Genomic DNA, 13,769 nt, shown 5'->3' with positions numbered 1-13,769 from the left:
GGGCCCGTCGCCCGTGGGAAGCGGAGGAGACCGGCCCCAGACTGGAAGAGCCGGGAGGACCGGAGCGACCCATCTGGAAGAGGGCGGGCATGTACTCCGACAGAAGCGAGGCGGGACGGTGGCTCGGGCGGCGGCTGCGCCGGTACCGCTCCCAGGACGCCGTGGTGATCGCGGCCCGGCCCGGCGCCGTGCCCGTGGCCTACGAGGTGGCGGCGGCGCTGGAGGCGCCGCTGGAACTCCTCGGCCGGACCCCGGCCGGACCGCTCGCCGGCCGGACCGCGATCGTCGTCGTCGAGGGCGTGGCGACCGGCCGGACGGCGCGCACGGCGTGCGAGGCCGCGCGCGCACGCGGGCCGCGCCGGCTCGTGCTGGGGGTCCCGGTCGGGGCGCCCGAGGCCGTCGACGCCCTCCAGGAGGTCGCGGACGAGGTGGAGCGCCCCCTGACCCCGACCTTCTTCGGCGCGATCGGCGACTACTACCTGGACGACTCACCCGTCCCCGACGCCGAGGTGACGCGGCTGCTGGAGCGGTCCGCCACGCTGGCGAGGTGACCGCGGGCTTCGACGGCGACGTCACCTGACCGGCTCATGGGCGGACGGCGCACGCTCCGAGGCGAGGCCGACAAGGGGCGTGCTGGGGCGTTCGCCACGGCTCGCGGAGAGCATGGTCACGGTGAGACGCACGCTGCCCCGGTTGTTTCCGCTGGAGCCCCAGGCGTCGTTGGCGAACGTGTAGAGATAGCCGCTCTTGCGTACCGGCCCGCGGGTTCCCGCGCCGATGGCGATGCGCTCGTGGTCGGTGACCTCGCCCTTGACGGGGATCGCGTCGTTGGCGACGACGCCCACGAGCGACATCCACGGCAGGTTCACCTCGCGGCATGCGGCGAGCGAGCGGGCCGCCCGGTTCCCGGTCGCCGCCCAGAAGAGCCGCTCGGCCTCGCCGAACAGTGTCCGCACGAGGCGGAGCCGCTCGGTCAGCGGGTTGAATCGGCGCAGCCCGCCGGTGCCCGCGGGGCCCGACACGATGCGGCCGTCCAGCCACTCGCCCTCGGCGGTGAAGTCGTACTCGCCGGCCTCCAGGTAGAGCCCCGTCTCGTTCCACGGCTCGCCGGCGAACACCTCGACCGTCTCCGCCTGCCCCGGCGTGAGGACCTTGGTGGGCCGGTACGGTCCCGCGGTGATGGGCGGGGTCCGCTGCCGGTCGTACACCGACTGGTGGACGTCCGGCGCGCGTGTGCTCGGGTCGATCCTGGGCACCGCACGCGGTCGCGGCTGAAAGGCGATCTCGAGCAACGGCCTCATTTCGAGGTCGGCCAGGGGCTCGGCCACCCCGATCACGCCGCGGTCGTCGTCGTGCAGGACGTCGAGAGGGTCGGGCCGGATCTGGTCCAGCGTCGTCCTGCGGAAGCCGAGCGGGGGTTCCACCCCGCGCACCTCGTCGACCATCCACCGCAGCGCCCCATCGCTCAGGCCCGTGCGGAGGTGGCCGCCGCCCACGTCCTGGTGGCTGCCGGGGAACCACACCTGCTTGACGTCCTGTCCCTCGGGGAACGGCCCGGTCCACAGGGTGGGGGTGAAGGGGCTGCGGCGTTCGTCCATGGCCACCGCGTGCCGCGCGTGCTTGATGTAGGGGTTGAGTCTCAGGTCGTGGAAGTCGTGGCCGCGGGACGGGTCCAGCAGGTTGAGCCAGCCCATGTAGTCGGGGACGCCGAGCGAGCCGACGGTGTCCCACACACCGACGAAGTGCACCGGGATCTGCTCCCGGTCGTCCGGGTCGTACCGGAAGTCCAAGCCCTGCCGCCACTCCCGGCCGGCACCGCGCTTCCGGTAGCCCTGATCGTAGATGTGCTCGATCTTCCCGCGGACCGCCGCCTCGTCCATCGCGGCGGTGTCGATCAGCCCGCAGGCCGAGATCATTCCGGCGAGGCTGCGCGCGGTGTAGGCGCCGCGGCTGAAGCCGAACAGCCAGACGCGGTCGCCCGGCCGGTATGCGCCGGCCAGCCAGCGGTAGGCGTCCATCACATTGTCCGACAGTCCCAGCCCGAACGCGCCTCCCAGCAGCCTGTTCCGCAGGGTGCCCACACCCGGCTGATAGCAGGACGACTGCGGGCGGCCGTCCTGGTCCGTGCGGTCGAGGGCGTTGTACAGCCGCCGCACGTTGGTGACGGACTCCATTTCCGGCGTGTTCCATGTGCCGTCGCAGCACATGATGAGATGACGCATGCCTTCCCCCGTGAATGACGTCATCGGTCACGGAAGCGCTGCTCGAAGGTTTCGACCAGGCCGTCGATCACGCCCTCGGGAGAGGGGCTGTAGTGCGGTATGGCCCATCGGGTGATGACGGCGTCGATGACCGTGGGGCGGCCGGAGGCCAGCGCCTGCCGGAACGCGTCCTCGAATTCCTCGAGCGTCTCCACGCGGTGGCCGTCCGCGCCGCATGCCCGGGCGTACGCGGCGAAGTCCGGGTTCTCGAACTCGACCAGCCCGGATTCGCCATAGGTCGCGACCTGGAAGATCTTGATCAGCTTGAATTCCCGGTCGTCGAAGATGATCCAGATCACCGGGATGTCGTGTTCGACCGCGGTCATCAGCTCGAAGCCGGACAGCGAGTAGCAGCCGTCGCCGCAGCCGACGACGACCGTGCGGTCGGGGTGGGCGACCTTCAGCCCGATGGCGCCGTTGACGTGCCCGGCCATCGGCCCGAACGACCCGGCCTTGCGGAAGTTCTGCCCGTCCTGGAGTTCCACGTAGTAGCCCAGCCAGGCCAGGTGCGCGCCGGCGTCGGCGAGCAGGATCGCGCGCTCGGGCAGCATCCGGCCGATCGCCTGCGCGAGCTCTCCGGGGTGGATCTTCCCGGGCAGGTGGACGATGTGCCGGGCCTCCCAGTCCCTGCCGTGGACCTCGGCGGCCGGTACCTCGCCCACCTTCTGCTCCAGGGCGCCGGCCAGGGCCGCCACCGCCGGCCGGGCGTCGGACAGCAGCTCATGGTCGGGCTTGAACGCCTTGCGGAATTCGGTATCGCTGATGTTCACGTGGATGAGCAGTTTTCCGTCGAACAGGCCCTCGCGGTAATTGAACGTGGCGTGCTGGTTGAGGGAGTTCCCGATGCACAGCACGACGTCGGCTTCCCGGAAGGCCTTCCAGGCGCTCGCGTGGCCGCTGTCGGCGAAGACGCCCACCGAGAGCGGATGCCCCTCCGACACGATGCCCTTGCCGTCGAGCGTGGTCAGCAGCGGAATCTGGAACCGCTCGATGAGCCGCCTGATCTCCGTTCCCGCCCCGCTGAGCACGGCGCCGAAGCCCACGAGCGCCACGATGCGCCTGCGGTTCGCGATGGCGTCCGCCAGGACGGAGGCGATCTCCTCCACGCGGTCCGGATCGGGCAGGACGGGCGCGACGTCGAGCCGTACGGGCCTTGCCTTCTCGACCTCGACCCCGCGTTCGGTCAGATCCTCGGGCACGTGGATGTGCACCGGACCGGGCCGTCCGGTGAACGCGATGTTGACCGCCTCCTCGAACACCTCGCACGTGTCGGCGGCGTCGGTGAGCAGGAACGACTTCTTGGTCGTGGCCGCGAACATGGCCTGGGAGTCGGGCGTCCGGTTCAGGCCGGAGGTCTCGTTGAGCGCCCCCCATCCCTGCCACTTCCGGGAGGAGTATCCCGAGACGGCGAGGACCGGGTAGGAGTCGGACATCGCCACGGCCAGGCCGGAGAACAGGTTGAAGGCCCCGGGTCCGGCCGTGGCGAAGCAGAAGCCCAGCTTGCCGGTGTACATCGCGTAGCCGCACGCCATGAAGGAGGCGGCCTGCTCGTGCCGCGTGATGATCGGCCTGATCCGCCCCGAGTGCTTCAGCGCCAGCATCAGCCCGGCGGCGTTCTCCCCGGCACCGCCGAAGGCGGCCTCGACGCCGATGTCCTCCAGACCTTCGACGATGGCCTCATAAACCCTCATCGTTCCTCCCGGGACGAGCGGCGGCCGCCGTCACCCGCGCCATGCCACCGCGCCGAATGCCGGGCGTGCGCGTCGGTCGTGCCGTTCACGAAGAAGCGCTCGTAGTACTCCGGCTCGATATGGTGCGTCTGCAGCCATATGCCGGGCACGTGAATGGCGTCGGCATGGGCCGGGAACCGCCCGTGCGTGTCGTGGATGTACGTGCAGATGTCCCGTGCGCAGTCGATCACCCGCTGGTCGTACGCGCTCGCCTCGGTCAGGTACCGCTGCCCGTAGTCGCCCTTGTAGATGCGGGCGAAGAGGTCCCTGTCGGTGTAGATGCCGTTCGGCCCGAACTTTCCCGCGACGACCGCGTCGACCGCCTTCTGCATGGACGGGTAGTTGGGCGGGCAGGCGGCTTTGATGAGGTGCTCTCCGCCGGCGCGCAGCCCCACCGGATGGGAACGCGCCGAGGCGTACTTCGGCAGCGGTATCTGCCAGCGCAGGATGTCGGCGGGACGGAAACGCGGCGTGACGAAGTCGAATCCCAGCATCCGGCCGTAGGCGCGGGAGAACTTCGGGTCGCCCAGCGCGATGAGCGGGTTGATCGTGGCGTGGATCCAGGCGCCCAGGCCCATGGCGTCGGCGACCAGCATCATGTTCTGCAGGAGCAGGTCGGCCTCGATCTGGGTGCGCATCGGCCCCAGCGCACCGAGAGGAAGTTTGATGTCGGCGTTCAGGAAACCGTTCCGCACCCATTTCCGTACGCCCGCCGGACGGTAGAAATTGCGGTCGTCGAGGATGACGGGCCTGGCCCCGTCCGGCTGGGTGAGCAGATACATCAGCGCGTTGATGTACTGGTGGGAGAGGTCGACGACCGGCAGGAAGACCGTGGTTCCCGGAATGTTGGACAGGAAGCGGTTGGAGTCCAGGTAGGCCGGGAAGTCGCGTTTGCCCTCCGCGACGTCGAGCCGATGGTCCAGAACCCTCACCCTGGCCTGGCGCGCCCGGTCGATCAGTGTGGCGGCGTCGAACGGCCGGTCCGGGGCGGGCGGCAGTTTCCGCAGGTAGTAGGTGCCGGTGTCGTTGATCATGAAGAAGTGGGTGCCCTGCGCGTTGTCGGGGCTGCCCGCCGTCCGCCCGGCCATGGCGAGGTTCGGCTTGGCCATGATCGGCGCCCCGTCGCGCGGGTCCTCGAACAGGCGGTCCGGCATGGTCAGGCCGGAGCAGCCGGTGAGCGCGATGAGCACCGCCTCTTCCAGTTCCTCCAGCGGCATCGGCCGGTGCGGGGAGCGGTAGCTCATCGAACCGGCGGGGACCGACGCGCCGCGGCTGACCCGGTGGGTCCGGCGCCTCCAGATGGTCTCCAGCACCGACTGGGAGAGCAGGGCCTCCAGGCCCTCGTGGCCGACCATGTGATCCAGGGACATGCCGCCCTCCTCAGCCGCGTCGGATGTCGGGTGCGTGCCCGTCCGCCGCGGCGGGGCGCCATGGCGCGAACGCACTGGTGGTCCTCGGCAGAACGGCGGCCAGTTCGGGGCAGTGGCGCAGGATGACGCTCGTCATGCCGTTGCGTTCGATCCAGTCCAGGCCGAGCGGCGTGTAGATCTCGGGCCGGAAGTCGACGGTGAGGAAGCGGTCGCTCTGCAGCCGCCGGCTGGCCATGAGGATGAAGATGCGGAAGGCCGTATCGCTGAAGCCGAAGCCCTCGGGCGGATTCTCCGCGAAGAGCCCGACCATGGTGTCGATGTCGTCGACCGTCCGGTAGAGGTCCTTGAGCCGCGCCACCGTCTCCGGGTCGGCGCTCAGCTCCTCGAAACGCCGTATCCGGGGCTTGTGCAGGCCGGCGCGGAAGTCGTTGTAGCGCGGGACGCCGCGGCGGCGGGTCCGCACGAGGTCGACGACGGACAGGTCGATCACCTCGCCGTCCCGTTCGAACGCCTGGAGCGCGCGCGGGTAGTTGTACAGGGTGATCGCACCCGGGTTGGCGGTGCCGAGGGAGTAGAGCGAGTTCGTCAGGCCGAGGTCGCGGACGACCCCCTCGGTCGCGCTGCCCTGCACGTCGTTGAAGCCCAGGGTGCGGAGCGTCCGGCCGGACGCGTGATCGGCCATCTCGAAGTCGTCCGGGACCAGCGGGTGCATCCGGTAGACGGTGACGAAGTCCTCGGTGAGCGAGTAGGGCGCGGTGTGGTGGTCCGGCAGCGTCCCGGGAATGCCGGTGAGCGCGTGCTCATCGACCAGCCACAGCCCCAGCCGCGTCAGCCAGTTCCGCGGTGGCCCCGACCAGTTGGCCGTCAGCCCGATCTTGATCAGGTCGGTCGCGAGGATCGCCGGGGTCCACTCGACGGTGTGGATCTTGGCGATGAGGGCGGAGACGATGAGCCTCGCCGTGTGGTAGACGCTGTCCTCGTCCATGCGGGGGTATTCGCTCCGCAGGGCGTCGCACACGGCGTTGTGCTCACGGGCGAAGAGGGTGTGCATGACGCTGAGGCCGAACCACCAGTTCTCCCTGAAACCGGTGACCGGGATGCCGGTCGCGTCGACCGGCAGGTGGCCGCTCTCCAGGCGCAGCGCGGCGCCCCCGTCCGGCTCCCGCAGGGACCGCGCCATGGTCTCGTCGCCGCCGTAGACCTCTGAGCCGTCCCACCAGTGGGAGGCGGTGTTGGAGAACAGGACCGGCGGGCCGCCCGCCTCGTCGGGGTGAACGCCCTCGTCGCCGGCGAAGCGCATCACCCTCTCGGCCTCCCCGCCCGGGGTGTTGCGCCACGTCATGCCGGGCGGCAAGGGCACCTCGACGTCCTTCGTCCCGGGGGAGTACCGCTTGTGCGCGACCCAGTCGTGCACCTGGAACTGGATCCATGCGGCGGCGATGATGTTCAGCGACCGTGCCGGGATGAAGGTCCTGCGGTGAAGCAGTTCCCTGCTCACGATCACCGGGTTGGGCTCGTTGAAGAGCCGGGGCTGATGGACGGGGGCGAGGTTGCGGCCGAACGCCGAGCCGAGGGAGCCCATCGCCGGCGCGGACAGATCGTTGTAGGTGCCGTCATAGCTGCGCCTGACCCGCAGTTCCTCATCGATGGGCGGGGGCACGGGCCGGGCGGCCGGTGGGGCCTCGCGGACCTCGGTATCGATGAGGTTGCGCTCGCGCAGCTCCTGCCGGAGGGCTTCGACGTTGAGGAGGCCGACCGCGGTCGGCAGCCTGTGCCAGGGAACGCGCCTGTTGAGCGCGCGGAACCCGGCCCGCAGGAGCCCCGAGGCGGCGACGTTGCGTTTCGGGGTCGGGGTGATGAACCGGAACCCCCGGCGATGGGCGCTGGACGCCTCGTACGCCGCCTTGCGGGCGCGGTTCATGTTGCCGAGGGGCCGGAACTCGTCCGTGGTGTTCCAGGGGTCGAACGCGATCCCGTCGACCCCGGCCGCGATGGTGCGCGCTTCCGCGGTGTCGAGGTCCTGCCGCGGGATCGTCAGCGTCGCCACCGGGACGGCCGGTGCGTCCTCGTCCGCCCAGTCGGCCGCGCCGTCCTCGATGGGCGTCCGGGCGGGATCCACGTAGCGCTGCACGGCCAGTTCGAAGACGATGTCGGAGCCGGCCAGCCGCGCGGAGATCTCATGCGTGAGGTAGTCGGGATCGGTCTGCGATGGGGGAGGCGCCGCCGGCGCCCCCGCGGCGGGGCGGAGCCGGAAACGCACCGGCCCGGCCTCGCCCCACAGGATCGCGCCGCGGCTCCAGTACGTCTCCAGTGCGAGGCTCCGCACCTTGTGCCTGGTACCCGCGGTCACGTTCCGCCGCATGCGGGTGGCGGTGGACCAGCCCACGGCCGCGGGCAGCTTCACGAACAGCCCCACCGCCTTGCGCAGGTTCGTGTCCGCGCCCGCCATCGCCTGGGCGAACGAGACGAACTCGCGCGCGTTCCGCGCATGGGAGACCGGATAGTTCGTCATGAGGAGGTCATGGGCCTCGTCGGGACCCACCTGGATCCGCAGCGCCGCCCCGCGCAGGTCGGGCGTGAAGTCCGGTTGCCGCGCGCCGGCGGCGTTGGACAGCCGGACGATGACCGGGTAGTCGGCACCGGGCTGCGCGAAGCCGGCGCGCAGGTCGTCGGGAAGATCCGGACGGAACGTCAGGCGGGCGTTCTCGATGCCGAGGATCGCCTTCGCGTGGAAGGCCCGCTCGATCCCCGCCGCGCCGCCGCGCTTCCTGATCTTCAGTTGGACGCGCATGATGTCGCGGGCGAGCTTCTCGAAGTGCACCCGCTCGGCCTCGGGGCTGCCGCCCACATAGCGCTCGTACCCGGCCACCGACAGAGCCCTGCCGACAGTGCGCTCTTGCCGCCTGGTCTCGTACATCCGCCCCCCTGCCGATCATTTCATTCGGTCAGCATTTCCAATTCGTCACCGCCGATACTTGCATGCGGCGAAACGAATCCAAATAACGTTGGCCCAAGTTGCCGAAAATCATCCTTGAAATTTGCATTTCAAGTAAAAACCGCTATCGCATTACCCAAAAACAAGGCGACCGCAGTTGACGCCCGCGCTCCCGCGGGCACGCGGCTCCGGCGCGGGTTCTCAAGCCTCCGTCGAGGCCGCCTCGAAGCGGGGCGGCGACCCTTGGACGCGTGACGAGAGAACCGGCGGAGCGCGACGAGGCCCGGGTCGCGCGTTCCCTGGAGGCCGGCGGCCGGTCCACGGACGCGCTCCTCGGCTGGTGGGAGGAGCGCCGGCGCGCCCATCCGTTCCGCGTCGAGCCGATCCCGTTCAACGGGCTCAAGGGCTGGTCGTTCGACGGGGACACGGGCGCCCTCCGGCACGAGACCGGCCGGTTCTTCACCGTCGAGGGCGTGCGCGCGGACGACGAGGACGGCCGGTCCTGGAGCCAGCCGATCATCGACCAGCCCGAGGTCGGCATCCTCGGCATCCTGGTCAAGGAGTTCGGCGGTGTCCTGCACTGCCTCATGCAGGCGAAGATGGAGCCGGGCAACTCCAACCTGCTGCAGCTGTCCCCGACCGTCCAGGCGACGCGCAGCAACTACACCCGCGTCCACCGGGGCGCGGACGTGCGCTACCTGGAGCACTTCACCGGGCCGGGGCGCGGCCGGGTCCTCGTGGACGTCCTGCAGTCCGAGCACGGCTCGTGGTTCCTCGGCAAGCGGAACAGGAACATGGTCGTCGAGGCCGTCGGGGACGTCCCGGACCATCCCGACTTCCGCTGGCTCACGCTCGGCCGCATCGGCGAGCTGCTGCGGCTCGGGCGGTTCGTCAACATGGACGCGCGGACCGTCCTGTCCTGCCTGCCGTTCGCCGGGGCGGGCCCGGCCCGGCACTCCGGCCTGGAGATCCGGAGCTGGCTCTGCGACCTGCGCGCGCGGGCGACCCTGCGCCGGTCGCGGGTCCCGCTGGTCGCCCTCGCGGACTGGACGGTCGGCCCCGGCCGGATCGGGCGCCCGGACGGCCGGTTCTTCACGGTCATCGCGGTCGCGGTCGAGGCCGGGAACCGGGAGGTGACCGGGTGGACGCAGCCGATCTTCGCGCCGCGCGCCGGCGGGATCGTCGCCTTCCTGCTGAAACGTATCCGCGGCGTTCCGCACGTGCTGGCGTGCGCGCGGGCCGAGATCGGTTTCCGGGACGTGATCGAACTCGGTCCCACCGTGCAGTGCGTGCCGGCCAACCGGGCCGATGACCCGCCGCCGTTCCTCGCGGACGTGCTCGACGCCGATCCCGCACGTGTGCTGTACGACGCCGTCCTGTCCGAGGAGGGCGGGCGCTTCTACCACGGCGACGCCCGCTACCGGGTGGTCGAGGTGCCCGGCGACTTCCCCGAGGACGTGCCCGGGGACTTCCGCTGGATCGCCCTGCACCAATTCACGCCCATGCTCCAGCACGGCCACTATGTGAACGTGCAGGCGCGCAGCCTGATCGCCTGCATGAACCTTGTGCCGGGCGTGCGCGGGTGACGGTCACGAGGCGGCACGGCGGATGCCGTCCACCAGGGTCGCCTGCTCCAGCGCGTCCGCGGCGGACGCCCCATAGCCCTCCCCGGAGAGCGCGGTGGTGACGAAGTGGCCGACCGCGCGCCCGAACTGGTCGGCGGGCGGCAGCGCGGGCTCGGTGACCTCGCCCGCCCGCTCGACCCGCAGGGCGGGCCGGAAATCGTCCGGCGGGGTGAACGCCCGGTCCACGCGCAGGACGCCTTCGCTTCCGCGCACCTCGTACTCGCACCGGTAGGCGTCGTCCAGCCCGAAGGCGAGCTGCGCCGGTATCCCGTCCGCGGTGCGGAGCAGTGCGGCGCCGCCGGTGTCGACGCCGAGCGCGGGGTCATGCCCGAGCACCGCGCCCGCCACGGCCAGCGGCCCGCCGAGCAGCAGCCGGGCCGCGCGGACGGGGTATCCGGCCACGTCCAGCAGGGCGCCGCCGCCCAGCCCGGCCCGGTACCGGATGTCGCCGTCGGGCCTGCGCGGGATGGTGAACGAGGCGTGGAACGCGCGGACGGCGCCGATCGCCCCCTCCGCCAGCAGGCGGCGCGCCTCGGCGTGCTGCGGATGGTGGACGAACATGAAGTTCTCCATCAGCAGCAGCCCGCGCGCCTCGGCCGCTCTCACGAGCCCGGCCGTCTCCGCCGCGCCCGTGGTGAGGGGCTTCTCCGACAGGACGTGCTTGCCCGCGTCGAGCGCCGCGCCGGCCCACTCGGCGTGCAGGCCGGGGGGCAGCGGGACGTACACGGCGTCGATGTCCGGGCGGGCGAGCAGCGGGCCGTAGCCCTCGACGGCCGCGCAGCCGAAGCGATCCGCGAACCGGCGGGCCTTCGCGATGTCGCGGGACGCGACCGCGACCAGTTCGGCCCGCGGGTCGCCGCACAGCGCCGGGATCGCGCGCCGCCACGCGATGTCGGCGCACCCGAGCACGCCGAAGCGGAGCCTCCCGTCCCGCCGGTTCATCCGACCGCCTCCTTCTGCTCCATGGCGGCCGCCCACAGCGCCCGGAGGGATTCCTCGGGGGAGCGGCGGGGCCGCCAGCCGAGGGCGGTCCGCGCGCGATCGATGCCGAGGCGCTGGGATCCCGCCGCCGCGCCGGGGGAGGACGGCGGGGCCGTACCGGTGACCAGTTCGGCCGGCACCCCGCTGATCTCGATGAGCCGTTCGACCAGGGAACGGACGCTCACCGCCCGCCCGCCGCCGATGTTGACCAGCCGCGGCGCCGGCGTGCCGGGGACGGCCGTGAGCAGCACCGCGCCGGCCACGTCCCGGACGTCCGCGAAGTCCCGGTGCCCGCCCAGGGACGCCAGCCGGATCGTCGCGGTCCGCCCGGCGGCCCGCGCGCCGGCGAGCAGCTCCGTGACCATGCCGAGCAGGCTGCCGGCCGGGGCGCCCGGCCCGATGACGTTGGCGACCCGCAGTACGACGGCGTCGGCGCGTCCCGCGCGGACCGCGGCGAGGACGGCCTCGGTGGCGCGCAGCTTGGTCCGGCCGTAGGGGGTCAGCGGCGCCGGGACCGTGTCCTCCCTGAGGACGCCGCCCCCGGGCGCGGACCCGTACTCATGGATCGTGCCGAGCTGGATCAGCCGGGGCGTCCGGCCGAGCTCGGGCAGCACCGCGAGGAGGCGTTCGACGAGGACGACGTTGGACGCCTCCATCGCCGCCCCGTCGGCGCGCCACACCGCGCCGGCCGCGTTGACGACCGCGTCGGGGGCCGTGCGGCGCAGCAGGCCGCGCAGGGCGCCGGGGTCGGCCGCGTCCAGGACCGCGACGTCCGCGCAGGGCATCGCCGCGGGCGGGCGCCGCACCGCGGCCACCACCTCGTGGCCCGCCGCCGCCAGCGCGGAGCAGAAATGAGACCCGACGAAACCTCCGCCGCCGAGCACGACTGCGCGCATGGCCCTCCCGTCCTTCGCCTGCCGGTGCCCGCGATCGTGACGCGGCGCGTTCGAGGCCGCGTCCAGCTCCGATCGACCCCGACCGCGCCTCGAACACCGCTCCGTAGGCTCGGCCGCCATGAAGATCGATCCGCTCGCCGTCCCGGACGGTTTCCTCCTCACCCCCGAGCCGATCCGTGACGGGCGCGGCTGCTTCTACGAGTCGTTCAAGCAGGAGGAACTGCTCACGCACGGCCACCGGTTCCGGCCCGTCCAGGTCAACCACTCGGTGTCGCGGCGCGGCGTGGTGCGCGGCGTCCACGGGGTGCTGCTGCCGCCGGGCCAGGCCAAGCTCGTCGGCTGCCCGCGCGGCGCGATCCGCGACTTCGTGGTGGACCTGCGGGTCGGCTCGCCCACGTTCGGGAAGTACGACAGCACGCTCCTGGACGCCGAGTCCGGCCGCTGCGCCTACGTGGCCGAGGGGCTCGGCCACGCGTTCGTCGCGCTCACCGACGACACGTGCGTGAGCTACCTGTGCTCGACGGCCCACGTCCCCGGCACGCAGCTCGACATCGACCCCTTCGACCCGGACCTCGCCCTGCCCTGGGACCTGGACGGGGAGCCGGTCGTCTCGGCCAAGGACGCCGGGGCGCCGACCGTCGCGCAGGCCGCCGCGGCCGGGCTGCTGGCGACGTACGAGGAGTGCGCGGCACTGTACCGGCGCGCCGTCATGGCGTGACCCGCGTCAGCGGGGCGAGGCCGCGATCTCCTCCAGGACGGGGACCACGGCGGCCGGGGCGGGCAGTTCCAGCGACTCGCGGCGCAGCCGGCCGGCGCTCTCCCGCCAGGCCGGGTCCTCCAGCAGTTCCCGCAGGCACCGCCGGATCTGCGGGACCCCCGCGTCCGCCGGAGGCAGCAGCACGGCCGCGCCTGCCGCGGCGACGCGCTCGACGTTCACGGCGAACTCGTTGCTGAGCGGGAGGCCGAGCTGCGGGACCCCGTGGCGGAGCGCGGTCATCGTCACCCCGGCCCCGCCCGCGTGCACGACGGCGTCCGCGGACGGCAGGACGTGCTCCAGCGGCACGCGCCCCACCGTTACGCGCGCCCGCCGTCCCTCCGGAATCCGGATCGCGCTCCGCTGCTCGTCGCCGACCGCCACCCGCACGTCGACGTCCATGCCGGCGGCCGCCTGCAAGATCTCGTTGACCAGCAGCGACCGCGGGCCGAACAGCCGCGGCGCCGATCTGCTCCAGGTCACGCACAGCCGGGGGCGGCCGGTGCCGTCCGCCGGGTCGAGGGGGTGGGACGCGGGCCCGCCGTACGGCACGTACCGCATCGGGATCCGCTCCTCCCGGACGGGCGGGCGGACCGACGGCGGGCACACGTCCAGCACCCAGCCGGCGCCGTCCTCGACGGGCTCCAGCCCGTACCGCGCCGCCGCGCCGGTCATGTCGTCCCCGACGATGTCGGCCACGTCCGGGTCCGGTTCCGCGGTGCCGAGCGGCCCCCACAGATGGCGGACGACGGGCACGCCGAGCACCGCCCCGGCGAGGACGCCGTCGAAGCACATCAGCTCGGTCACCACCAGGTCGGGGCGCCAGCGGCGGGCGAACCGCACGGTCGCGTCGATCCGCGCGTCGACCAGCTTGGCCAGCCCCGGGCCGTACTCGCGCATGAAGGCGCCGGGGTCGAACTCGTCGAGCGAGGCGAGCACCCGGTCCTCCAGCGGATGCATGACCGGGAGGCCGGCGAGCGGCCCGCGTCCCGCCCGGCGCAGGGCGTCGCGGTACAGCTTGAAACGGCCGAGGGTGATCATGTCGACGTCCTCGGCGAGCGGCACGGCGGTCAGCCCGGCCCCGGTGACGGCGGCGGCGATGCCGGGGCCGGCCGTGACCGCCACCTCGTGCCCGGCCGCGCGCAGCGCCCAGCCGAGCGGCACCAGCGGCTGGAAGTGCGCCGCGAAATGGGAGGAGGTGAACAGCACGCGCATCG

Annotated in this window: 10 protein-coding genes; 3 read left to right on the top strand and 7 right to left on the bottom strand. The window is 72.2% G+C overall.

All coding sequences use genetic code 11. From position 1 onward, the window contains the following. The first annotated feature begins 89 nt into the window (after positions 1–89). Positions 90–551 (top strand): hypothetical protein, encoded by a 462-nt coding sequence (locus tag ACQP1N_RS20845; protein WP_067793994.1) that lies wholly within the window; start codon positions 90–92, stop codon positions 549–551. A gap of 21 nt (positions 552–572) precedes the next feature. On the opposite strand, the gene ACQP1N_RS20840 is transcribed toward ACQP1N_RS20845, so the two are convergent. The 4 genes from ACQP1N_RS20840 to ACQP1N_RS20825 are packed head-to-tail and all read right to left on the bottom strand — an operon-like array spanning position 573 to position 8,278. Then, on the bottom strand, positions 573–2,222 hold the full coding sequence (locus tag ACQP1N_RS20840; protein ID WP_433226089.1) for a DUF2235 domain-containing protein: 1,650 nt from the start codon (positions 2,220–2,222) through the stop codon (positions 573–575). 20 nt (positions 2,223–2,242) lie between these two features. Beyond that, positions 2,243–3,952 carry a thiamine pyrophosphate-binding protein gene (locus ACQP1N_RS20835; RefSeq protein ID WP_433226087.1) on the bottom strand — a complete coding sequence of 570 codons (1,710 nt, stop codon included), beginning with the start codon at positions 3,950–3,952 and terminating at the stop codon, positions 2,243–2,245. Then, positions 3,949–5,361: a hypothetical protein gene (locus ACQP1N_RS20830; protein ID WP_067794028.1), complete on the bottom strand. Its 1,413-nt coding sequence runs from the start codon at positions 5,359–5,361 to the stop codon at positions 3,949–3,951. The genes ACQP1N_RS20835 and ACQP1N_RS20830 overlap by 4 nt, the downstream gene beginning before the upstream one ends. A gap of 10 nt (positions 5,362–5,371) precedes the next feature. Then, entirely contained in the window at positions 5,372–8,278 is a 2,907-nt protein-coding gene (locus ACQP1N_RS20825) for a peroxidase family protein (protein WP_433226085.1), read from the bottom strand. A 269-nt stretch (positions 8,279–8,547) separates the two neighbouring features. Between ACQP1N_RS20825 and ACQP1N_RS20820 the strand changes: the two genes are divergently transcribed. Continuing rightward, complete coding sequence (locus tag ACQP1N_RS20820; protein WP_433226083.1) at positions 8,548–9,882, top strand: NDP-hexose 2,3-dehydratase family protein; 1,335 nt, start codon at positions 8,548–8,550, stop codon at positions 9,880–9,882. A gap of 3 nt (positions 9,883–9,885) precedes the next feature. Here the strand turns inward: ACQP1N_RS20820 and ACQP1N_RS20815 are convergent, their stop codons facing one another. Together ACQP1N_RS20815 and ACQP1N_RS20810 are read right to left on the bottom strand one after the other, a co-directional pair. Continuing rightward, positions 9,886–10,863 carry a Gfo/Idh/MocA family protein gene (locus tag ACQP1N_RS20815; protein WP_067793997.1) on the bottom strand — a complete coding sequence of 326 codons (978 nt, stop codon included), beginning with the start codon at positions 10,861–10,863 and terminating at the stop codon, positions 9,886–9,888. Beyond that, positions 10,860–11,798 (bottom strand): NAD-dependent epimerase/dehydratase family protein, encoded by a 939-nt coding sequence (locus ACQP1N_RS20810; RefSeq protein ID WP_433226081.1) that lies wholly within the window; start codon positions 11,796–11,798, stop codon positions 10,860–10,862. The genes ACQP1N_RS20815 and ACQP1N_RS20810 overlap by 4 nt, the downstream gene beginning before the upstream one ends. 118 nt (positions 11,799–11,916) lie before the next feature. On the opposite strand from ACQP1N_RS20810, the gene ACQP1N_RS20805 reads away from it, so the two are divergent. Next, positions 11,917–12,516 (top strand): dTDP-4-dehydrorhamnose 3,5-epimerase family protein, encoded by a 600-nt coding sequence (locus ACQP1N_RS20805; protein ID WP_067793999.1) that lies wholly within the window; start codon positions 11,917–11,919, stop codon positions 12,514–12,516. Between the two features lie 6 nt (positions 12,517–12,522). On the opposite strand, the gene ACQP1N_RS20800 is transcribed toward ACQP1N_RS20805, so the two are convergent. Then, a complete protein-coding gene (locus tag ACQP1N_RS20800; RefSeq protein WP_433226078.1) occupies positions 12,523–13,767 on the bottom strand; it encodes a nucleotide disphospho-sugar-binding domain-containing protein in 1,245 nt (414 codons plus the stop codon). Positions 13,768–13,769 lie beyond the last annotated feature (2 nt).

Source organism: Actinomadura formosensis (assembly GCF_050948385.1).
Classification (GTDB): domain Bacteria; phylum Actinomycetota; class Actinomycetes; order Streptosporangiales; family Streptosporangiaceae; genus Spirillospora; species Spirillospora formosensis.
Note: the sequence above shows the minus strand (reverse complement) of the source record. Positions and strands in the feature narration are given on the sequence as shown.